The sequence below is a fragment of the Pseudomonas sp. AP3_22 TE3818 genome (genome assembly GCF_053628995.1).
Map to the genome: position 1 here is coordinate 3990239 of NZ_JBRJHL010000001.1, position 20415 is coordinate 4010653.

18 protein-coding genes are annotated in these 20415 nt (G+C 60.0%); 10 read left to right on the plus strand and 8 right to left on the minus strand.

Annotated elements, in window-relative coordinates; translation table 11 throughout:
- Positions 1-46 precede the first annotated feature (46 nt).
- Entirely contained in the window at positions 47-1024 is a 978-nt protein-coding gene (locus tag AB7M25_RS17970) for an NAD-dependent epimerase (protein ID WP_454237755.1), read from the minus strand.
- A gap of 198 nt (positions 1025-1222) precedes the next feature.
- Positions 1223-1843 (minus strand): cell wall hydrolase, encoded by a 621-nt coding sequence (locus AB7M25_RS17975; protein ID WP_429561576.1) that lies wholly within the window; start codon positions 1841-1843, stop codon positions 1223-1225.
- 147 nt (positions 1844-1990) lie between these two features.
- Between AB7M25_RS17975 and AB7M25_RS17980 the strand changes: the two genes are divergently transcribed.
- Positions 1991-2842, plus strand: coding sequence for a CAP domain-containing protein (locus tag AB7M25_RS17980; protein ID WP_429389322.1), 852 nt, complete (start codon positions 1991-1993; stop codon positions 2840-2842).
- Between the two features lie 220 nt (positions 2843-3062).
- Positions 3063-4553: a proline--tRNA ligase gene (proS, locus tag AB7M25_RS17985; protein ID WP_454237756.1), complete on the plus strand. Its 1491-nt coding sequence runs from the start codon at positions 3063-3065 to the stop codon at positions 4551-4553.
- 785 nt (positions 4554-5338) lie between these two features.
- Here proS and AB7M25_RS17990 read toward each other — a convergent pair.
- The 4 genes from AB7M25_RS17990 to AB7M25_RS18005 all read right to left on the minus strand — a co-directional run bounded on the left by AB7M25_RS17990 (position 5339) and on the right by AB7M25_RS18005 (position 10416).
- On the minus strand, positions 5339-5494 hold the full coding sequence (locus AB7M25_RS17990; protein WP_008051210.1) for a DUF2474 domain-containing protein: 156 nt from the start codon (positions 5492-5494) through the stop codon (positions 5339-5341).
- Entirely contained in the window at positions 5481-6497 is a 1017-nt protein-coding gene (cydB, locus tag AB7M25_RS17995) for a cytochrome d ubiquinol oxidase subunit II (protein WP_429389318.1), read from the minus strand. The genes AB7M25_RS17990 and cydB overlap by 14 nt, the downstream gene beginning before the upstream one ends.
- 17 nt (positions 6498-6514) lie before the next feature.
- The gene (locus AB7M25_RS18000; RefSeq protein WP_429519672.1) at positions 6515-7936 is read right to left on the minus strand and encodes a cytochrome ubiquinol oxidase subunit I; all 1422 of its coding nucleotides are present in this window, start codon (positions 7934-7936) and stop codon (positions 6515-6517) included.
- 155 nt (positions 7937-8091) lie between these two features.
- Positions 8092-10416 (minus strand): FdhF/YdeP family oxidoreductase, encoded by a 2325-nt coding sequence (locus AB7M25_RS18005; RefSeq protein WP_429519674.1) that lies wholly within the window; start codon positions 10414-10416, stop codon positions 8092-8094.
- Between the two features lie 415 nt (positions 10417-10831).
- Here AB7M25_RS18005 and moaA point away from each other — a divergent pair, with 415 nt between their 5' ends.
- Positions 10832-11830 carry a GTP 3',8-cyclase MoaA gene (gene moaA / locus AB7M25_RS18010; protein ID WP_454237757.1) on the plus strand — a complete coding sequence of 333 codons (999 nt, stop codon included), beginning with the start codon at positions 10832-10834 and terminating at the stop codon, positions 11828-11830.
- A 5-nt stretch (positions 11831-11835) separates the two neighbouring features.
- On the plus strand, positions 11836-12735 hold the full coding sequence (locus AB7M25_RS18015) for a bestrophin family protein (protein WP_454237758.1): 900 nt from the start codon (positions 11836-11838) through the stop codon (positions 12733-12735).
- Positions 12736-13710: 975 nt separating this feature from the next.
- Here AB7M25_RS18015 and AB7M25_RS18020 read toward each other — a convergent pair.
- A complete protein-coding gene (locus AB7M25_RS18020; protein WP_454237759.1) occupies positions 13711-14916 on the minus strand; it encodes a molybdopterin molybdotransferase MoeA in 1206 nt (401 codons plus the stop codon).
- Positions 14913-15452: a molybdenum cofactor biosynthesis protein B gene (moaB, locus tag AB7M25_RS18025; protein WP_111287001.1), complete on the minus strand. Its 540-nt coding sequence runs from the start codon at positions 15450-15452 to the stop codon at positions 14913-14915. Before moaB ends, AB7M25_RS18020 begins: the two co-directional genes overlap by 4 nt.
- 299 nt (positions 15453-15751) lie before the next feature.
- On the opposite strand from moaB, the gene AB7M25_RS18030 reads away from it, so the two are divergent.
- From AB7M25_RS18030 to chrA, 6 genes are all read left to right on the plus strand, one after another.
- Positions 15752-16642, plus strand: a complete 891-nt coding sequence (locus AB7M25_RS18030; RefSeq protein ID WP_007976034.1) for a LysR family transcriptional regulator — start codon at positions 15752-15754, stop codon at positions 16640-16642.
- A 146-nt stretch (positions 16643-16788) separates the two neighbouring features.
- On the plus strand, positions 16789-17616 hold the full coding sequence (gene fdhD, locus AB7M25_RS18035) for a formate dehydrogenase accessory sulfurtransferase FdhD (RefSeq protein ID WP_454237760.1): 828 nt from the start codon (positions 16789-16791) through the stop codon (positions 17614-17616).
- 43 nt (positions 17617-17659) lie between these two features.
- On the plus strand, positions 17660-18166 hold the full coding sequence (gene moaC / locus AB7M25_RS18040) for a cyclic pyranopterin monophosphate synthase MoaC (RefSeq protein WP_454237761.1): 507 nt from the start codon (positions 17660-17662) through the stop codon (positions 18164-18166).
- Positions 18163-18414, plus strand: a complete 252-nt coding sequence (gene moaD / locus AB7M25_RS18045) for a molybdopterin converting factor subunit 1 (RefSeq protein WP_454237762.1) — start codon at positions 18163-18165, stop codon at positions 18412-18414. The genes moaC and moaD overlap by 4 nt, the downstream gene beginning before the upstream one ends.
- Before the next feature lie 3 nt (positions 18415-18417).
- Positions 18418-18906 (plus strand): molybdopterin synthase catalytic subunit MoaE, encoded by a 489-nt coding sequence (moaE, locus tag AB7M25_RS18050; RefSeq protein WP_454237763.1) that lies wholly within the window; start codon positions 18418-18420, stop codon positions 18904-18906.
- Positions 18907-18950: 44 nt separating this feature from the next.
- Positions 18951-20309 (plus strand): chromate efflux transporter, encoded by a 1359-nt coding sequence (chrA, locus tag AB7M25_RS18055; RefSeq protein ID WP_429561582.1) that lies wholly within the window; start codon positions 18951-18953, stop codon positions 20307-20309.
- The last annotated feature ends 106 nt before the right edge of the window (positions 20310-20415 follow it).

Genomic DNA, 20415 nt, shown 5'->3' on the forward strand with positions numbered 1-20415 from the left:
GTCTCTCTCGCCCTTTATGATTTTTCCGAGATCAGAGGCGAACGCTTCAAATCCGATAGAACTGCCGATACCACTGCACAAACGCTGCGACGCCGGTTTCCAGCGTCACCTGCGGGCTGAAGCCCACCCATTCGGCCAGTGCCGAGACATCGGCCCAGGTCTTGACCACGTCACCGGCCTGCATCGGCAGATAGTTGCGTCGGGCCTGCAGATGCAGGGCCGACTCCAGGCACTCGACGAAATCCAGCAACGCCACCGGCTTGCCACGCCCGATGTTGAAGAGCCGGTTGACGCCAGCGGCGCCCCCTTCCGGCACCGGAGGCTTTGGCCGCAGTCGGGCGATGCCTTCGACAATGTCGTCGACGTAGGTAAAGTCGCGTGACATCTGGCCCTGGTTGTAAATGTCGATGGGCAGGCCTTTGAGGATGGCGTCGGTAAACTTGAACAGCGCCATGTCCGGGCGGCCCCACGGGCCGTAGACGGTAAAAAAGCGCAGGCCACTGGCTTTCAAGCCATACAAATGGCAGTAACTTTCGGCCAACAGTTCATTGGCGCGCTTACTGGCGGCGTACAGCGATACGGGATGTTCGACAGGGTCCTCGACACTGAACGGCATCTTGCTGTTGGTGCCGTACACCGAGCTGCTCGAGGCGTAGATCAGGTGCTCGGGGCGATGGTGCCGACAGGCTTCCAGCACATTGAGGAAACCCACCAGGTTCGACTGCGCATAGACATCCGGGTTGTCCAGCGAGTAGCGGACTCCGGCTTGCGCCGCCAGGTGCACCACCTCGGTAAACCCGTGGTCGCGGAACAGGTCCAACAAGGCCGGTTTGTCGACGATGTCCATTTTCCGGAAACGAAAACCCGGCAAAGTCTCCAGCACCTTGAGGCGTGCGTGCTTGAGCTCCACGTCGTAGTAGTCGTTGAGGTTGTCGATACCAACAACGTCCAGACCTTCGCGGCACAAGCGCTGGACCGTATGAAAACCGATGAAACCGGCGGCACCGGTGACCAGGACGGTCATGGGAGGCACGCCGTTGACAGCGCCGTGATCGGCGCGAGATTACTGATCCAGACCCTCATCAGCTTCATGTGTAGTTCCTGCTTATCGCGTCATTCGCGCACGGTTACGTTATGAAGCTTATAAAACAGAAACATTTCAGTTTCGATAGCACCTCGCACGGCCTCAAAAAAATAAAATATTTGGCCGAAATCACCGCTGTTATCTGGCCGATCCGTCATGGGGTTTGTAAAAACGGAACAAGCCGATATCCACGGTCTTGATGTATTTCCTGGCCCAGTCCGGCTTGGCCGTACGGTCATGGAAATACAGGGCACCCTGGGTGCGATCCGGCAACTCCTTGTTCAGGGCCTTGCGCGCGATTTCCTTGGCCATCGCGTAAGGCACCTCTTCCTGGACCGAATCGGGTTTGCCGTCACACCACCAGGAGAACTGACAACTCTTGGTCTCCGAACCCTGCTTGACCACTTTGCACACCGTGTCCGGAAAGCCCTCGTGACCCAGGCGATTCATGACCACATTGGCCACCGCCTCCATGTCGGCAGCGTCCTTGCCCTTGGCTTCCCAGTAAATGGAGCGGGCCAGGCACGTGATCGCATCGTCCAGCGGCGCGGCACCCGCCGGGTCAACGGCCTGGACCTCGGACTGGGTAATGGCTTCATTGCTGGGCGCCGGTGCGGGGCTGTTGTTCTCGGCGGCCTTCTGCTCCAGCACCTCGGCCTTGTTCTCGGCCGATTCCTTTTTTTGTTCTTGATCCGTAGCCGATACCGGGCCGGCAAGCAGCGTGAGGGCAAGGCAGGTGGCGATCCAGTCGAGGCGCATGGTCGGTGTCACTCGGTGAGCGATTCGATTCGATTCAGTGTAGTAGTGAAATGATTTCGCTTAGCCCACTACACTCTGGATAAATCCATTGTCCTGGATGGGTCAACTTCGCGCATCATGGGCGCCATCTGCTCAAGGGGGATTTTCATGGGGTTCATCTCATCCGCAATTCGCTGGACCGGTTTGTCACTGGGCCTGGCAGTTGCCGCCAACGCCATGGCGGCGGACGAAGCGCAATTGATCGAATCGATCAATCTCTACCGCAGCCAACTGCAACGCTGTGCCGGCCAGGTGTCATCGGAGCTGCCGCCGCTGTCGGCCGACCCGCGCCTGGTGCTCACCGCCCCAAGTATCGGTGATCTGCAGCAGGCCATGGCCGCTGCCGGTTATCCGATGAAAAACGTGCAGGCCATCAGCCTGTCCGGACCTCGCGATGCAGCCGCGGCGATGAAGGCGATCCAGGAGAGTTTTTGCCAGATCGTCCTCGACCCGCAATTCGTCGATGTCGGCGTCTTCCGCCAGGACCGGCAATGGCGCATCGTGGTCGCGCGGCCATTGTTGAGCGCACGCCTGGGCGACGCCCAGACCGAAGGCCAGAAGCTGCTCACTGAACTCAACGCCGCACGCACCCGCCCACGCCAGTGCGGCGCGCAATCCTTCGCCGCCGCGCCACCGCTGGCCTGGAACGCCACACTGGCCAGCGCCGCCGAAAACAACTCGCGCTCCATGGCCAACAACAACTATTTCGACCACAAGGACCGCGATGGCCGCACCCCGGGCGACCGCGCGGAACTGGCCGGCTACGACTTCCAGCAGATCGGCGAAAACATCGCCGCCGGGCAGGACACCGCGCACAAGGTAGTCGAAGGCTGGCTGACCAGCCCCGGCCACTGCGCCAACCTGATGAACCCGCAGTTCCGCGAACTGGGCGCGGCTTACGCGACCGACCCGAAGAGCGATGCGGGGATTTACTGGACGGCGATGTTTGGGGCGCAGTGAGTGCCATAGCCCCCGAAGCGATTGCATTGGGGGTTCTTTTTGGTCAATGAACACGTCGAAGAGCGGAGTAACTTCACAAAATGAAAGATCCTTCTGAAGGAAATTTCTGAAATATGAAAAACCACACATGAAATCTTGAAATTTCAAAGCGCAATAAATATACCTAGCCCCTTACGACACCATTTCGAATAGCAAATTTCGACCTCAAAGTCAGGGCTCTATGAAAAACGCAATATCACCTACAAGAAATGACAACTTTTCTGACTGGTATCAACAAGTGATTATCCAGTCGGAAATGGCTGAGAACTCTCCAGTTCGAGGTTGCATGGTTATCCGTCCTTGGGGATATGGCATATGGGAGCAGATTCAACGAGAACTTGATCAGAAAATCAAAGACACAGGACATTCAAACGCCTATTTTCCACTATTGATTCCGTTATCCTTTCTTCAAAAAGAAGCCGAGCATGTTGAAGGCTTTGCCAAAGAGTGCGCGGTTGTAACCCATCACCGTCTCGAAAAATCAACGGATGGAACCCTTACTCCCGCAGGAACACTAGAAGAACCGTTGATCATCAGGCCCACCAGTGAAACGGTCATCGGTGCATCCTTTTCACGATGGGTACAAAGCTATCGGGATCTGCCGCTCCTTATCAATCAATGGGCGAACGTAATGCGCTGGGAAATGCGTCCTCGGATTTTCCTTCGCTCATCGGAGTTCCTATGGCAAGAAGGTCACACCGTTCACGCAACTCATGATGAGGCCTTGGACGAAACGCTAAAGATGCTGGATATCTACGAGCGCTTTACTACCGAGCACTTGGCCATACCGGTAATCAAGGGCGAAAAGTGCTCTTGGGAGCGTTTTCCGGGCGCCGTCAGCACCTATACCATTGAAGCAATGATGCAAGACGGCAAGGCCCTGCAAGCAGGTACTTCTCATTTTCTAGGCCAGAACTTCGCACAGAGTTCAGACATTCGCTTCGTGAACAAAGAAGGGATAAAGGAACTGGCATGGACCACGTCCTGGGGAGTATCCACGCGATTGATCGGCGCGATGATAATGGCCCATGGCGACGATGACGGGCTAGTACTCCCGCCCCTCGTGGCGCCGACCCAGGTGATCATTGTTCCGATCGTCCGCGACGAACAAAATGCAGATGCCATTAATGCCTACTGCAAAAAACTGCAAAAGCAGATATCCCGGAAAAAACTGAAAGGGCAAAACCTTCGGGCCAGCATCGATTGGCGGGACATGAACAGCGGCGAAAAAAAGTGGTTCCACATCAAGCGTGGCGTCCCTGTCCGCGTCGAGATTGGCATTAAGGAACTGGAGCAAAATGTGGTGTCTTACTCCTGTAGAAACAACTGCAAAACTCTTCTGCAACTTGACACTGAAAGTTTCGTTAAAAATATCTCAAAAATACTGACCACCCTTCAAAAAGACATGTTGGAGGTAGCACAGAAGAAATTGTCCGACAACACCACAATGGTCACTACCCTGGACGAATTCAAAAAGCGCTTTAAACAGAACGCAAAACTTAACGCCTTTGTTCTCGCCCCCTTCACCGATGACAAAAAAGTTGAAAACGCCATCGGAGAGCTTGGAGTAACCGTTCGCTGTATTCCGCTAAAACAACCTAAAGCTTCCGCGAACTGTTTATTTACCGGCCACAAAACGAACATGTGGGCACTTTATGCAAAATCATATTGACCCCTGACAGCGAAGGCCAATACACCCCCGCACGCCCAACCCCTGAAGCGTTCAGCACTTACCTTGCGACCGATCAGATACAGCAACAGGATTGATGCCAGTGCATTGGTGACGAATACCACATTGATGATTTCGTACATTTACTCGGTGGAGTACGTCGTCAGCAAGTATTGGCCTACGTGCAGGTGAAACTGCCGAATACACCGGCCAACAGGACGTGAACCTGGGCGCTGTAATGACAAGACTCTATGCCCTTCAAGAAAGTTTTTGCGGTGAGACTGAAGGTCCTTGGCCGCGGGACAGATCGTACCTGTAGGAACGAAGCTTGCTCGCGAAAAACGTCTGAACAACGCGATCATTCAGACAGCGCGCGTTATCGTTGACGTCCATCGCGAGCAAGCTCGCTCCTACAGGGAAACACGTACCCATCAGAACCAGGTCGGCCGGTAGGCCGCCTCGCTTTGGCTTTTGATCTTCTTGCCCCCTCGAGAGGCCGAGCGCAGGTTCTGCGTAGTGGGCAACCCGGCATGGATGCCGGGTTAGCCGCCGCCGGCCATGGATGGCCGATGGCGGCGGGCCCACGGAGCAGGACCGGAGCGAGGGAATGCCGAGCCTAGGCGAGGCACCGAACGTAAGGGGCAAGAGCCCTTTGGTTACTTTGGGGCTTTTCCAAAGTGACCCGCCGTAAGGGCGGAACCAATAGTCGCCGTTACCCCCGGAATGGATATTCACCCAACCCAATCCAAACACCTCAAAGCAAACTGGAACCCTCTAACGACTTGCCCTCAGTGACTACTCATCCCGGCCGCCTGCATCAACATCCGCAACGCCCCCGCCACCACCCCCAACGCAACCACACTGCCCAGCCAGATCAACACCAGCCACCCCAGGCGCTTGTACCAAGGCGCCGGTGCCGGTTCACGGGAATCAATGGTAGCCATCGCCAATCCTCACTTTGCCGCGGAACACGTAGTAGCTCCAGACCGTGTACATCAGGATGATCGGCAGGATGAACAAAGCGCCAATCAGGATGAACAACTGGCTGGTCGGCGGTGACGCCGCGGCCCACAGGCTGATCGACGGCGGCACGATGTTCGGCCAGATACTGAACGCCAGACCGATGTACCCCAGGAACACCAGCATCAGGGTGAAGGCGAACGGCCAATGGGTGTGGCGTTGGCGCAGGGTCTTGAGCAAGCCGAACATCGCCAGCAAGGCCAGCACCGCCAGGCCACCGAACACCGCCAGGTGCGCATGGGCAAACCAGCGCGTGGCGATGTCCGGATGCAGGATCGGTGTCCACACACAGATCACGCCGATCACCGCCAACAGCAGCCAAGCCAGGGGCCGGGTGAACAGGCGCATCCGCGACTCGAGCATGCCTTCGGTCTTGACCAGCAACCAGGTGCTGCCGAGCAGCGCATAGGCGACGATCAGGCCGACTCCGCAGAACAACGGAAAGGGTGCCAGCCAGTCCAGCGGACCACCGGCGAACTGGCGGTCGACCACCGGGATGCCGGCAATGTAAGTGCCGATCACCACGCCCTGGGAAAAGGTCGCCAGCAGCGAGCCGCCGATGAACGCCATGTCCCAGACATGACGCTTTTCAGGGCTGGCCTTGAAGCGAAACTCGAACGCCACGCCGCGAAAGATCAAGCCGCACAACATCAGGATCAACGGCAGGTACAGCGCTTCCAGAATCACCGAATAGGCCAGCGGGAACGCCCCGTACAGCGCAGCGCCACCCAGCACCAGCCAGGTCTCGTTGCCGTCCCAGACCGGTGCCACGGTGTTCATCATCACATCGCGCTCCTGCGCATCCGGGATCAGCGGAAACAGAATGCCCAACCCCAGGTCGAAGCCGTCCATGATCACGTACATCATCACGCCGAAAGCGATGATCACGCCCCAGATCAGCGATAAATCGATACCTTGAATACCCATGACTCAACTCCCTTCCTTCAATTGACGCGGGCGTCGGTTTCGAGGATTTCAGCGTCGGCAGACAGCGGCCGGCGCGGTGTGATCACCTGATCGGAATGCCCCGCAGGCGCCTGCTCGTGATGGGGTTTGGGCCCCTTGGCCACGAGTTTCATCATGTAGCCGATACCCACCGTGAAGACCGAGAAGTAGATCACCACGAACAGCGCCAACGAGAGGCTCAACTGCGTAACGCTGTGATTGGACGCGGCATTCACGGTACGTTGCAGGCCATACACCACCCACGGCTGGCGCCCCACTTCCGTGGTGATCCAGCCGGCGAGCATGGCGATGAGGCCGCTTGGGCCCATCCACAGCATCAGGCGCAGGAACCAGCGGTTGCGGTAGATGGCACCGCTGCGACGCAGGACCAGACCGAGCACGCCGGCCAGCACCATCAACATGCCCAGCCCGGCCATGACGCGGAAGCTCCAGAAAATGATCGTCGCGTTGGGGCGATCCTCTTTCGGGAAGCTCTTGAGCGCCGGGATCTGTTTGTCGAGGCTGTGGGTCAGGATCAGGCTGCCCAGGTACGGAATCTCAATGGCGTATTTGGTTTTCTCGGCCTGCATGTCCGGGATGCCGAACAGCACCAGCGGCGTTGCTTCGCTACCGTTGTTTTCCCAGTGCCCTTCGATGGCGGCGATCTTCGCCGGTTGATGTTCCAGGGTGTTCAAGCCGTGGGCGTCACCGACCACGGCCTGGATCGGGCAGACGATCAAGGCCATCCACAACGCCATCGACAGCATCTTGCGCACTTGTTTGGTGTCGTTGCCGCGCAGCAGGTGCCACGCCGCCGACGAGCCGACAAAGAACGCAGTGGCCACGAAGGCGGCAATCGCCATGTGCGCCAGGCGGTACGGGAACGACGGGTTGAACACGATGGCCAGCCAGTCCAGCGGCATCACGCGACCGTCGACGATCTCGAAACCCTGTGGCGTCTGCATCCAGCTGTTGGAGGCGAGAATCCAGAAGGTCGAAATCAGCGTGCCGATGGCCACCATCACCGTCGAGAAGAAGTGCAAGCCGCGCCCTACCCGGTTCCAGCCGAACAGCATGACCCCGAGGAAACCGGCCTCGAGGAAGAACGCCGTGAGCACTTCATAGGTCAGCAACGGCCCGGTGATGCTGCCGGCGAAGTCGGAGAAGCGGCTCCAGTTGGTGCCGAACTCGTAGGCCATGACCAGCCCCGAGACCACGCCCATGCCGAAGTTGACGGCGAAGATCTTCGACCAGAAATGGTAGAGATCGCGGTAGGTGTCGTTGTGGGTCTTCAGCCATAAGCCTTCAAGTACCGCCAGGAAACTGGCCAGCCCGATGGTGATGGCGGGAAAGATGATGTGGAATGAAACCGTGAACGCGAATTGCATCCGCGCCAGGTCCAGTGCCTCCAGGTTGAACATGTCGAAATCCTCATCGAGGCTTTAAAGGAGATAAACCTGTAGGAGCCGGCTTGCCGGCGATTGCGCAATGGCCATCGACACAGGGGTCGCCTGACGAACCGCTATCGCCGGCAAGCCGGCTCCTACAGTCACAGTGAACGGTGAGCGCCCCGGTACTAGGCGGCGGACGTCGAGATCAGGTTGCTGGCCCTGGCCTGCTCCAGCCGGATGGCGACGAACTTGGAAGTCGGGGTGAAGGTGCGGTCACCGTAACTTTCCAGCGGCACCAGCGGATTGGTCTCCGGGTAGTACGCCGCCGCCTGACCGGCCGGAATGTCGTAGGCGATCAGGGTGAAACCGCTGACCCGACGCTCGCGTTCGTCGTCCCACAGCGCCACCAGGTCGACCTTCTGCCCCGGTTCGAAACCCAGCCGACGAATGTCCTGCTCGTTGGCGAACACCACGTCGCGCATGCCGTAGACCCCGCGATAACGGTCATCCAGGCCGTACAGCGTGGTGTTGTACTGATCGTGGGAGCGCATGGTCTGCAGAATCAGGTGCGGCTTGACCGCCAGATTACGCACGCCCTCGCTGATCAGGTGCTCCGGCAGCACGCTCGGGGTGAACTGGGCTTTGCCGCTGGCAGTTTTCCAGATGCGCTTGGCCGCGTCGTTGGGCATGTGGAAACCGCCCGGGTGCAGCAAGCGCCGGTTGAAATCTTCGAAGCCGGGAATGGTGTCGGCAATCATGTTGCGGATACGGCCGTAGTCGCCGATAGCCCAGTTCCAGTCGATCGGGTGCTTGCCCAGTGTCGCGGCTGCGATGCCGGCGATGATCGCCGGTTCCGACAACAGGTGTTTCGACTTGGGTTTCAGTTGGCCGTGGGAGATGTGGATCATGCTGAAGGTGTCTTCCACGGTGACGCCTTGGGGGCCTTCGGCCTGGATGTCGATGTCGGTGCGGCCCAGGCACGGCAGGATCAGCGCCTCACGGCCGGTGACCAGATGGCTGCGGTTGAGCTTGGTGGCGATGTGCACGGTGAGGTCGCACTTGCGCAACGCAGCGTGGGTACGCGGCGTGTCGGGGGTCGCCTGGGCGAAATTGCCGCCCAGGGCGATAAACACTTTCGAAAGTCCCTGCTCCATCGCGCCGATCGCCATCACGGTGTTGTGGCCATGCTCACGCGGCGGTTTGAAGGAGAAGCGTTTTTCCAGGGCATCGAGCAACTCGGTGGGCGCCAGTTCGTTGATGCCCATGGTGCGGTCGCCCTGCACGTTACTGTGACCGCGAACCGGTGACAGGCCCGCGCCGGGACGGCCGACGTTGCCGCGCAGCAGCATCAGGTTGATGACTTCCTGCAGGGTCGGCACCGAGTGCGTGTGTTGGGTCAGGCCCATCGCCCAGCACATGATCACGCGCTTGGCCCGGGCGTACATGCGGGCGGCGAGTTCGATGTCAGCCAAAGACATGCCCGACTGCTGCTCGATGTGCTCCCAACTGGTGGCGTCGACTTCGCCCAGGTAGGCCCCCATTCCCGTGGTGTGTTCGGCGATGAAGGCGTGGTCGAACACCGGCTCGCCGCCGCTGACCTGTGCTTCGCGCTCCCACTGCAGCAGGAACTTGACCATGCCGCGCATGACCGCCATGTCGCCACCCAGGGCCGGGCGGAAGTACGCGGTGTTGGTCGGCTCGGAGCCGTTCATGAGCATTTCGATCGGGTGCTGTGGATGCTGGAAGCGCTCCAGTCCGCGCTCCTTGAGCGGGTTGATGCAGATCACCTGTGCCCCGCGCTTGACCGCTTCGCGCAAGGGTTCAAGCATCCGCGGGTGGTTGGTGCCGGGGTTCTGGCCGATGACGAAGATCGCGTCGGCATGCTCCAGGTCGTCGAACACCACGGTGCCTTTGCCCACGCCGAGGCTTTCGATCATGCTCACCGCGCTGGCTTCGTGGCACATGTTGGAGCAGTCGGGAAAGTTGTTGGTGCCGTAGGCCCGCACGAACAGCTGGTACAAATAAGCCGCCTCGTTGCTGGCCCGGCCCGAGGTATAGAACTCGGCCTGGTCCGGCGATTCCAGCGCATTGAGGTGCCGGGCGATCGTCGCGAAGGCCTCGTCCCAGGTGGTTTCCACGTAACGGTCGGTGGCCGCGTCATAGCGCATCGGGTGGGTCAGGCGGCCCTGATACTCCAGCCAGTAATCGCTCTGCTCGGCCAGCGCCGAGACGCTGTATTTGTTGAAGAAGGCCGGGTCGACCAGACGGCCCGTGGCTTCCCAGTTAACCGCCTTGGCGCCGTTTTCGCAGAACTTGACCATGCCGTTTTCCGGCGACTCGCCCCAGGCGCAACCGGGGCAGTCGAAACCGCCGTTCTGATTGGTCTTGAGCATGGCGCGAATGTTCTTCAGCGCGTTTTCACTGCCCAGCCAGTTCTTGGTAACAGCAATCAGTGCACCCCAACCGGCGGCGGCACCTTTGTAGGGTTTGTAGCGGTCGACTTGAGACATGGTACTTCTCCGTGACCTGATTCAGGCCATTGATCGTTTGACGGAGAAAAGCATATGGACGGGGATTAATTATTGTCTAATCGCTATTTACGACCACATTATCGAAACGCTCTATCATGGATTTTTATTTTTATTTTTCAATCACTTGAGATCACTTACAGCCCTTAAAATCAGAAAATAAAGTTCATCATCGACCCGCTCGATCACCCGGTTGTTAATAGTGATTGGACGCCCGTTAAAGTTGCTCTTAGCCTGCGCTCAACAGATTCGTTAACAGCGCAATACCTGTAGGAGCGAGCTCGCGATGGACTCAAGAGCACCGCGTTTAGCCAGTAAGCACGCGTCATCGTTAACGACCATCGCGAGCAGGGCTCGCTCCTACACAAAAGTCCATCCAACACCAAGCGAGGGTGTCATGTCAGAACGAGTCTTGATCGATGGCTTCTCCCGGCGCGTGGACTATCTGCGGATGTCGGTCACCGACCGCTGCGATTTCCGTTGCGTGTATTGCATGGCCGAGGACATGCAGTTTCTGCCCCGGCAACGGGTGCTGACCCTGGAAGAGATTTATCAACTGGCACAAAGCTTCGTGGCGCTGGGCACCCGCAAGATCCGCCTGACCGGGGGCGAGCCGCTGATCCGTCCGGGCGTGGTCCAACTGTGCGAGAAGATCGCCGCCCTGCCCGGCCTGCGTGAACTGTGCATGACCACCAACGGTTCGCAGTTGGCCAGACTGGCCGGGCCGTTGTTCGAGGCCGGGGTCAAGCGCCTCAACATCAGCCTCGACTGCCTGGACCCGCAACGCTTTCGCGAACTGACCCGCACCGGTGACCTGGCGCAGGTCATCAAGGGCATCGACGCGGCCAACCAGGCCGGATTTCGCAACACCAAGCTCAATTGCGTGGTGATGAAGGGCCGCAACGACCATGAGATCAATGATCTGGTGAGCTTCGCCATCGACCGCAACCTCGACATCTCCTTCATCGAGGAAATGCCGTTGGGCACCATCGACGAGCACAGCCGCGCCGAATCGTTTTTCGCAAGCGCGCAGGTCCGCGAACGCATCGCCGAACGCTACACTTTGATTGATTCCGCCGAGTCGACCCAGGGTCCCTCGCGCTACTGGCGCCTGGCCGAGGCACCGCAGATTCGCCTGGGGTTCATCTCCCCCCACAGCCACAACTTCTGCGGCACCTGCAATCGGGTGCGGCTGACCGTGGAAGGACGCCTGCTGCTGTGCCTGGGCAATGAGCACTCGGTGGATCTCAAGGCTGTCTTGCGCAGCCACCCCGGACAGCCCGAGCGCCTGGAAAAAGCCATTATCGAGGCGATGAAACTCAAGCCTTATCGACACAACTTCGAAGTGAACGACGATATCCAGGTCATTCGCTTCATGAACATGACGGGCGGCTGAACCCCATGATCGTGAGACCCAAACCCAACCTGATCGGCGTGCTGACGTCCCTCAAGGGTTCGATTGCCAAGCGCATTGCCTGGCGCAGCCTGATGGTGACGTTGCTCGCCTCGGCCATCGTGCTCATTGAAACCTTGCATCCCAGCTACTTTTCCAAGGTCAGCGCAACGCCCTTCACGCTGCTGGGTTTGTCGTTGTCGATCTTCATGAGCTTTCGCAACAACGCCTGCTACGACCGCTGGTATGAAGCGCGCAAGGCGTGGGGCGATGTGATAGTCGAAGTCCGTTCGATGATTCGTGAAACCCTGGTAATCAAGGACGCGGCTGAACGACACACAATCCTCAGCAATCTGTGCGGCTTCGCCCATGCCCTCAACGCGCGCCTGCGCCGGGAAAACGAACTGGCCGCCAGTGGCGACTGGCTGCACCCGATGCCCGAGGGCGACACCACGGACATCAGCGGGCAGATCCTGATGCAGGTCGGTCAGCAGTGCTCGACACTCAACGAGTCCGGGGCGATCAACGACTGGCGCTACACGCTCATGGCCAACCACCTGGCCGGCCTGACCCACGCCCAGGCGGTCTGTGAACGGATCAAGAACACCCCGCTGCCCTTCCCCTACACCCTGTTGCTGCACCGCACCATCTACCTGTTCTGCATCCTGCTGCCGTTTGCCATGGCCGAACCCCTGGGCTGGCTGACACCGATCTTCACTGCGATTGTCAGCTACACCTTTTTTGGCCTGGATGCGATTGCCGACGAACTGGAAGACCCCTTCGGCCGCGACGAAAACGACCTGCCCACCGACGCCATCGTGCGCAACATCGAGCGCGATGTGCTGGCGGCTCTGGGCGTGACGGAGTTGCCGCCGCAACTGGAGCCGGTGGATTTTGTGTTGAACTGATTTTCAGGAAACACACAGGTATCGAGGTCAGCCGCAGAATAGGCATTCACTGAAGATCAAAACTGTGGGAGCGGGCTTGCTCGCGAAGGCGGTCTGTCTGCCAACATCTCTGTTGGATCTGCCGGCCCCTTCGCGGGCAAGCCGGCTCCTACAGGGGGTTGTCGGCGTGCACGAAAGCCAGGCTCACCAAAAATCCACTGTAGGAGCTGGCTTGCCAGCGATGGCGGTGGGTCGGTCGATATCTCCGTTGAATCTGCCGGCCTCATCGCCGGCAAGCCGGCTCCTACAATTGCTTGTCGGCGTGCACGAAAGCCAGGCTCACCAAAAATCCACTGTAGGAGCTGGCTTGCCAGCAATGGCGGTGGGTCGGTCGATATCTCCGTTGAATCTGCCGGCCTCATCGCCGGCAAGCCGGCTCCTACAATTGCTTGTCGGCGTGCACGAAAGCCAGGCTCACCAAAAATCCACTGTAGGAGCTGGCTTGCCAGCAATGGCGGTGGGTCGGTCGATATCTCCGTTGAATCTGCCGGCCTCATCGCCGGCAAGCCGGCTCCTACAATTGCCTGTCGGCGTGCACGAAAGCCAGGCTCACCAAAAATCCACTGTAGGAGCTGGCTTGCCAGCAATGGCGGTGGGTCGGTCGATATCTCCGTTGAATCTGCCGGCCTCATCGCCGGCAAGCCGGCTCCTACAGGGGGTTGTCGGCGTGCACGAAAGCCAGGCTCACAAAAAATCCACTGTAGGAGCTGGCTTGCCAGCGATGGCGGTGGGTCGGTCGATATCTCTGTTGAATCTGCCGGCCTCATCGCCGGCAAGCAGGCTCCCACAGGGATTGTTGCCCACCGCAGAATTCGCATTCAATGAAGATCAAAACTGTGGGAGCGAGCTTGCTCGCGATAGCGGTCTGTCAGCCAACATCTCCGTTGGATATGCCGGCCCCTTCGCGGGCAAGCCCACACAGTATGTTTGTGGTATTCAGAACAGTTCGCTGAAGGGTATGAACCGCGCTGTGTCGCCCACTTCCAGGGTGCAGCCTTCCAGCACTTCCACCAGCCCATCGGCCCAGGATGCACCCAGCAACACGCCTGAACTCTGGTTCGGATAGAGCACCGCTCTCCCTCCTTCGAGTTTCGCCCGCAAGTACTCCCGGCGGCTCCCGGGTTTGGGCCAGGCAAAGCCGACCCTGACCGGGAAGCTCAACGGCTCGACGTCTTCGACGCCCTGAATCCGCAACAGATAAGCCCGGGCCAACAGGCCGAACGTGACCAACGCCGATGTCGGATTACCCGGAAGGCCAATCACCGGCACGCGGCCGAAGTGGCCCACGGTCAATGGCTTGCCGGGTTTGATCGAGAGTTTCCACAGCAGCGGCTTGCCGCACTCGCGCAGCACCTGGCCGAGGCAGTCGGCGTCTCCGGCGGACACACCGCCCGTGCTGAGCATCAGGTCTGCCGTGTGTTGCAGTTGTTCGAGCTTGAGCCGAGTCTGGCGTGGCTCGTCGGGAAGAATGCCGGCATCGATGACCTCGCAACCCAACGCATTCAACCAATGACTCAACAATGTCCGGTTGCTGTTGTAGATACTGCCGGGCTTGAGGGGATTGCCCGGCTCGACCAGCTCTTCGCCGGTGGACAACAGCGCCACCCGTGGTCGGCGCACCACCTGCAGATGGGTGCAGCCCTGCGCCGCCGCGACCGCCAGTTCGAACGGACCGAGGCGCTTGCCGGCACGCAGCAGCACATCGCCGACGCGGTTCTCCTGGCCTTGCGGGCGGATGTTGCTGCCGGCGCTCAGGGGCTGCTTGAAGCGGATACGTCCGTCATCCAGTACCTGCGTGTTCTCCTGCATCTCCACGCAGTCGGCACCCGGCGGAACCGGTGCGCCGGTGAAGATGCGCGCACAGGTTCCCGGCGCCAGGGCTTCGGGGGCCTGGCCGGCAAACACCTGCTGCGACACGGTCAGCGGTGCCCCGTCCCAACCCTCGACATTCAGGGCATAGCCGTCCATGGCGCTGTTGGGCCACGGCGGCAGATCCAGGGTTGCCAGCAGGTCATTGGCCAATACCCGTTGCCGCGCGGCACTGAGCGGCACGGCTTCGCTGCCTTCAATCCACTGCGCCTCGGCCATTGTCAGTAATCGGTCGATAGCGTCCTCTACCGGCATCAAGGGTGAAGCGCTCATCCGCGCGTCCCGCAGGCTTGCACAGGCTTGAGGTGCGGCACGAAATTGCACGGCCGGTGGCGCGCGTCGAGCTGCTCGGCAAGGATGCCTTCCCACGCGGTGCGGCAGGCGCCCGTGGACCCCGGCAGGCAGCAGACCAACGTGCCATTGGCCAGCCCGGCCAGCGCCCGGCTCTGCACCGTGGAGGTGCCGATGTCGAGGATCGAAATCGCCCGGAACAGCTCACCGAAGCCATCGATCTGTTTATCCAGCAAGCAGGCCACTGCCTCGGGGGTGCTGTCGCGGCCGGTGAACCCGGTGCCGCCCGTGATCAGCACCACCTGGATGCCGTCATCGGCGATCCAGTTCGCCACCTGCGCGCGGATCTTGTACAGGTCATCCTTGAGCAGGTTGCGCTCGCTCAGGGTGTGGCCGGCTTCCAGCAAACGACTGACGAGTAATTGGCCGGAGGTGTCATTGGCATATTCACGGGTATCGCTGACGGTCAGTACGGCAATATTCAAAGGGATAAACAATACATCCGGTTTGACGCTCATGGAGTTCTCCGGCAGGCATGAATTAGATAGCGAAGTTAAATGACTTCCGGAGACTAATTCGATAAATAAATCCGTGTCTAATCACTCTAATCAACCAGACTATCGAGCCAATCTATCAATATAAAAACAGCAGAAGCCACAGCAATGATAGAGCCCGTCGATAACCCCTTAGATAGCAGTGATTGGACGCATACCAAAGACAATGAGATCGTCTGTACCTCACGATTCCTGCCTCGCCTTGTGTCTTGCACACCTGAGTCAATACTTAACCCTTCACTCCCCCGTCAGCAGGTGCCGTCATGGACATCAAACAACTCAAGTTCCTGATCGCCCTGGAGCAGACCCGCCACTTCGGCCAGGCGGCCGCGCGCTGCCACATCACCCAGCCCACGCTGTCGATGCGCCTGCGCAACCTGGAGGATGAACTGGACCTGGTGCTGGTCACCCGGGGCCAGCGCTTCGAAGGTTTTACCGAGGCCGGCGAGCGTGTACTGGCCTGGGCCAGAACCCTGCTGGCCGCCCACGACGGGCTGTTCGCCGAGGCCGCCGCGTGCCGGGGCCAGCTCGTGGGTAACCTGCGCCTGGGGCTGGTGCCGCTCAGCAGCTTCAACCCGGTCACCTACATCCAGGGCCTGTCCCGCAGCTTTCCCGAGCTCAAGTACAGCCTGTCGTCCCTGAGTTCCGACCAGATCATCGAGGGTCTGGGCAACAATCAGTTGGACCTCGGCGTGTGCTACCTCGACCACGTCAACCCGAGCTATTTCGAGTTTTTCGAGATCGGCGAGACCCGCGTCGGCCTGTTGTACGACACCCGCCACTTCCATTTCGACGGCACGCAAATGAGCTGGGAGGACGCCGCCGAGTTGCCGTTGGGGATGCTCAGCAACGGCATGCACTACCGCAAATCCATCGACCTGAGCTTTCGCAGCCGCGGACTGGACCCGCAGCCGATCCTGGAAAGCGATTCGACCTACCAGTTGCTGCAGGCGATCCACGAAGGTTTCTGTTGCGCGATCATGCCGCTGGACAGCGGCCTGGAAGAGCCCATCGAACACCTGTCGTTCATCGAATTGCCCGATGCCAGCGTGCTCGCGCCCCTGGGCCTGGTGATGCGCAAGACCGAGCCACGTTCGGCGATTGCCGAGAAGTGTTTCGCCGAAGCACGAACCTTGTTCAGCCGGACCGACTGATCAAGTTTCGGTTTGATATAAAACCGTACCGGACCTGTTTGCCCAGCGTGATAGACATCACCAATCGGCGCATCGGAACAAGCGATTGGACGCTTTGAAAAGTTACCCGTAGCCTGAACTTAATTCAGCGCTTCGAGGTTCTTTTCATGTTGTGCAAAGTTGAACAAGCCGATGATCGAAGCGACACTAACGCACCCGCCCCCAAACCCTTGAGTGTGAACTTTCGCGAATACGACAACGGCGCATCAGTCTGTCAGGCGGCACTGGCCGCAGAGATCGCATTGGCAATCACCTACAACGGTTTGAGCCAGGCCGTGATGATGGTGTCGCCGGGCAACCTCGAGGATTTCATCCGAGGGTTCAGCGTCAGCAACGACATCGTTGAGGACCCGCGTGAAATCTACGACCTGCGCCTGACCCACTTCGACCAGGCCGTTCAAGCCGACGTGCAGATCTCCAGCCGCGCGTTCTGGGCGCTGAAGAACCATCGTCGGCAAATGGCGGGTACCAGCGGCTGCGGACTGTGCGGCGTGCAAGCGCTGGAGCAGGCCCTGCCGAAACTGGAGATTCTCGAGCCGGTTGCCCTGCCGCCCGCCGAGCATTTCATCGACATCCGCCAGCGCATCGAACAGGCCCAACAAATGGCCCGCAGCAGCGGCGCCCTGCACGCAGCACTGTACTTCGACAGCGAAGGCAACGCGCTGATCTGCCGCGAAGACATTGGCCGCCACAACGCGCTGGACAAGTTGATCGGTGCCCTGCAACACGCCGGCATCGACAGCCGCAGCGGCTTCACCGTGGTCACCAGCCGTTGCAGCCTGGAGCTGATCCACAAGGCCGTCAGGGCCCGGCTCGGCACGCTGGTCAGCCTGTCGGCGCCCACCGCCCTGACCGTGCAATGGGCGATCAAGCATCGCCTCAACCTGATTCACGTCCCCCACCGCAACGCGCCACGCATTTACAGCCCGGCATGATGCCTTCACTTGATCACCGCGCCGGCCAGCGCAGGAACCTCCCATGACAGACATTTCAAATGCATCGCCCAACGGCCTGACCCACCTCGACAACCAGGGTCGCGCCAACATGGTCGATGTCAGCGAAAAGCCCCCGACGCAGCGTGAAGCCCAGGCCCAGGCCTGGGTGCGGATGCGCCCGGACACCCTGAAGCTGATTCAAAGCGACGGCCACCCCAAGGGCGATGTATTTGCCGTGGCGCGGATCGCCGGCATCATGGCGGCGAAAAAAACCCATGAGCTGATCCCGCTGTGCCACACCCTGCTGCTCAGTTCGATCCATGTCGAACTCAAGGCCTGCGCACCGGACAGCGTGAAAATCCTCGGCACCTGCCGCGTCGAGGGCCAGACCGGGGTCGAGCTCGAAGCCCTGACCGCCGTCAGTGTGGCGGCCCTGACCCTCTACGACATGTGCAAGGCCGTGGACCGGGGCATGGTCATCGACGACATCCGCCTGCTCAGTAAACAGGGTGGCCGCTCCGGTCATTTCAAGTTCGAGGACGCACAATGATCCTGATCAATTACTTCGCCCGTTACCGCGAACAGCTCAACCTGGGCGGTGAAAAACTGCCCCTGACCGACAGCCTCAGGACCATCGAAGACGTGCGCCGCTTGCTGATGGCTCGCGGCGAGCTGTGGCGCCAGGTGCTCGGTGAAAAAAACCTGATGTGCGCACTGAACCAGGAGCTGTGCCATCCGGACCGGGTGATCGAGGACTTTGACGAGATCGCCTTTTTTCCACCGGTCACCGGGGGCTGAGACATGACGGTTCGGGTCCAGCGTGAAGTGTTCGACGTCACTCAGCTGATCGCCAGCCTGCAGGCCAACGATCCGGGCGTGGGGGCCGTGGTCAACTTCGTCGGCTACGTGCGCGACATCAATCAGGGCGAGGCGGTCGCCGGGTTGTTTCTGGAGCACTACCCGGGCATGACCGAACGCTCGCTGCAGAAAATCATCGACAACGCCCGGGCCCGATGGCCACTGCGGGCCGTGGAGATCGTGCATCGGATCGGCCGGTTGTCGATCAGCGAGCCGATCGTGTTTGTCGGCGTCAGCAGCCCGCATCGCCAGGCCGCTTTCGAGGCTTGTGCGTTCATCATGGACTACCTGAAAACCGACGCGCCGTTCTGGAAACGCGAAGACGTGGCGGGCGGCGCACGCTGGGTCGATGCGCGGGACAGCGACCGATCCGCTGTCGAGCGCTGGGCAGATACGTCACAAGAGGCGGCTATGCAACGCGTTCCGGCATAGCTACAGTCACGGGTTCAACGTTTCCCTGCACAAGGAACCCGCGCTTGAGCCCCACGCCCTCTCCGATCACGCAACAGGCTGTGCCCCAGCCCCGGACCATCAGCCTGCGCGAAGCCTTCCTGTTCTGGCTCAAGCTTGGTTTCATCAGCTTTGGCGGACCGGCCGGGCAGATCTCGATCATGCATCAGGAACTGGTCGAACGCCGGCGCTGGATCTCCGAGCGGCGCTTTCTGCACGCCCTCAACTACTGCATGTTGCTGCCCGGGCCCGAGGCTCAGCAGTTGGCGACCTACATCGGCTGGCTGATGCACCGGACCTGGGGCGGCGTGATCGCCGGCGTGCTGTTTGTGCTGCCGTCGTTGTTCGTCCTGATTGCCCTGTCCTGGGTGTACATCGCCTTTGGCGAGGTGCCCGTGGTCGCCGGACTGTTTTACGGGATCAAGCCGGCGGTCACGGCCATCGTGGTGCAGGCGGCTCACCGGATCGGCTCGCGGGCGCTGAAGAACGGCTGGTTATGGGGCATCGCTGGCGCATCCTTCGTGGCCATCTTCGTGATCAACTTGCCGTTTCCGTTGATCGTGCTCGGGGCGGCGATCATCGGTTACTTCGGCGGACGACTGGCACCGGAAAAATTCAGGACCGGTGGCCATAGCGCGGCGAAACACTCGTACGGCCCGGCTGTGATCGACGACGACACCCCGTCCCCTGAACACGCCCGCTTCAGTGGTTTGAAGTTGGCGTACCTGGCGGTTATCGGTGCGATTTTGTGGACGCTGCCCATGGCCACGCTCACCGCCCTGTTCGGTTGGGAAGGCACGCTGACCCAGATGGCCTGGTTCTTCACCAAGGCGGCGCTGCTCACCTTTGGCGGTGCCTATGCGGTGCTGCCGTATGTGTACCAGGGCGCAGTCGGTCACTACGGATGGCTGACGCCGACGCAGATGATCGACGGCCTGGCGCTCGGTGAAACCACTCCAGGTCCGTTGATCATGGTCGTCGCCTTCGTCGGCTTCATCGGCGCCTATGTGCATCAGGTCTTCGGCCCGGATCAAGCCTTTGTCGCCGGTGCCGTGGCCGCCACGCTGGTGACCTGGTTCACCTTCCTGCCTTCGTTCCTGTTCATCCTCGCCGGCGGACCGTTGGTGGAATCGACCCACAACGAACTTACCTTCACCGCACCGCTGACGGCCATTACGGCCGCCGTGGTGGGCGTGATTCTCAATCTGGCGTGCTTCTTTGCCTATCACGTGCTGTGGCCCAAAGGCTTCGAAGGACAACTGGACTGGCCTTCGCTGCTGATCGCCATCGTGGCGGGCATTGCCTTGCTGCGGTTCAAGCGCGGGGTGATCGAGGTGTTGATCGGCTGCGGGTTGATCGGGCTGGTGGTGCACCTGATGTTCTGAATCAAACATTTACACGCGCGCTAATCCTCCCTAGTATCCAGCCATCCCCCGGATGGCTTGTGCTACTCGCCACCGACGATTTCCGCCGCCGGAAACCTGCGCCATG

Excerpts from the sequence above, each read along its gene's own strand:
- AB7M25_RS17970 (WP_454237755.1), bottom strand. The coding sequence starts at position 1,024 with ATGACCGTCCTGGTCACCGGTGCCGCCGGTTTCATCGGTTTTCATACG.
- AB7M25_RS17975 (WP_429561576.1), bottom strand. The coding sequence starts at position 1,843 with ATGCGCCTCGACTGGATCGCCACCTGCCTTGCCCTCACGCTGCTTGCC.
- AB7M25_RS17980 (WP_429389322.1), top strand. The coding sequence starts at position 1,991 with ATGGGGTTCATCTCATCCGCAATTCGCTGGACCGGTTTGTCACTGGGC.
- proS (WP_454237756.1), top strand. The coding sequence starts at position 3,063 with ATGAAAAACGCAATATCACCTACAAGAAATGACAACTTTTCTGACTGG.
- AB7M25_RS17990 (WP_008051210.1), bottom strand. The coding sequence starts at position 5,494 with ATGGCTACCATTGATTCCCGTGAACCGGCACCGGCGCCTTGGTACAAG.
- cydB (WP_429389318.1), bottom strand. The coding sequence starts at position 6,497 with ATGGGTATTCAAGGTATCGATTTATCGCTGATCTGGGGCGTGATCATC.
- AB7M25_RS18000 (WP_429519672.1), bottom strand. The coding sequence starts at position 7,936 with ATGTTCAACCTGGAGGCACTGGACCTGGCGCGGATGCAATTCGCGTTC.
- AB7M25_RS18005 (WP_429519674.1), bottom strand. The coding sequence starts at position 10,416 with ATGTCTCAAGTCGACCGCTACAAACCCTACAAAGGTGCCGCCGCCGGT.
- moaA (WP_454237757.1), top strand. The coding sequence starts at position 10,832 with ATGTCAGAACGAGTCTTGATCGATGGCTTCTCCCGGCGCGTGGACTAT.
- AB7M25_RS18015 (WP_454237758.1), top strand. The coding sequence starts at position 11,836 with ATGATCGTGAGACCCAAACCCAACCTGATCGGCGTGCTGACGTCCCTC.
- AB7M25_RS18020 (WP_454237759.1), bottom strand. The coding sequence starts at position 14,916 with ATGAGCGCTTCACCCTTGATGCCGGTAGAGGACGCTATCGACCGATTA.
- moaB (WP_111287001.1), bottom strand. The coding sequence starts at position 15,452 with ATGAGCGTCAAACCGGATGTATTGTTTATCCCTTTGAATATTGCCGTA.
- AB7M25_RS18030 (WP_007976034.1), top strand. The coding sequence starts at position 15,752 with ATGGACATCAAACAACTCAAGTTCCTGATCGCCCTGGAGCAGACCCGC.
- fdhD (WP_454237760.1), top strand. The coding sequence starts at position 16,789 with ATGTTGTGCAAAGTTGAACAAGCCGATGATCGAAGCGACACTAACGCA.
- moaC (WP_454237761.1), top strand. The coding sequence starts at position 17,660 with ATGACAGACATTTCAAATGCATCGCCCAACGGCCTGACCCACCTCGAC.
- moaD (WP_454237762.1), top strand. The coding sequence starts at position 18,163 with ATGATCCTGATCAATTACTTCGCCCGTTACCGCGAACAGCTCAACCTG.
- moaE (WP_454237763.1), top strand. The coding sequence starts at position 18,418 with ATGACGGTTCGGGTCCAGCGTGAAGTGTTCGACGTCACTCAGCTGATC.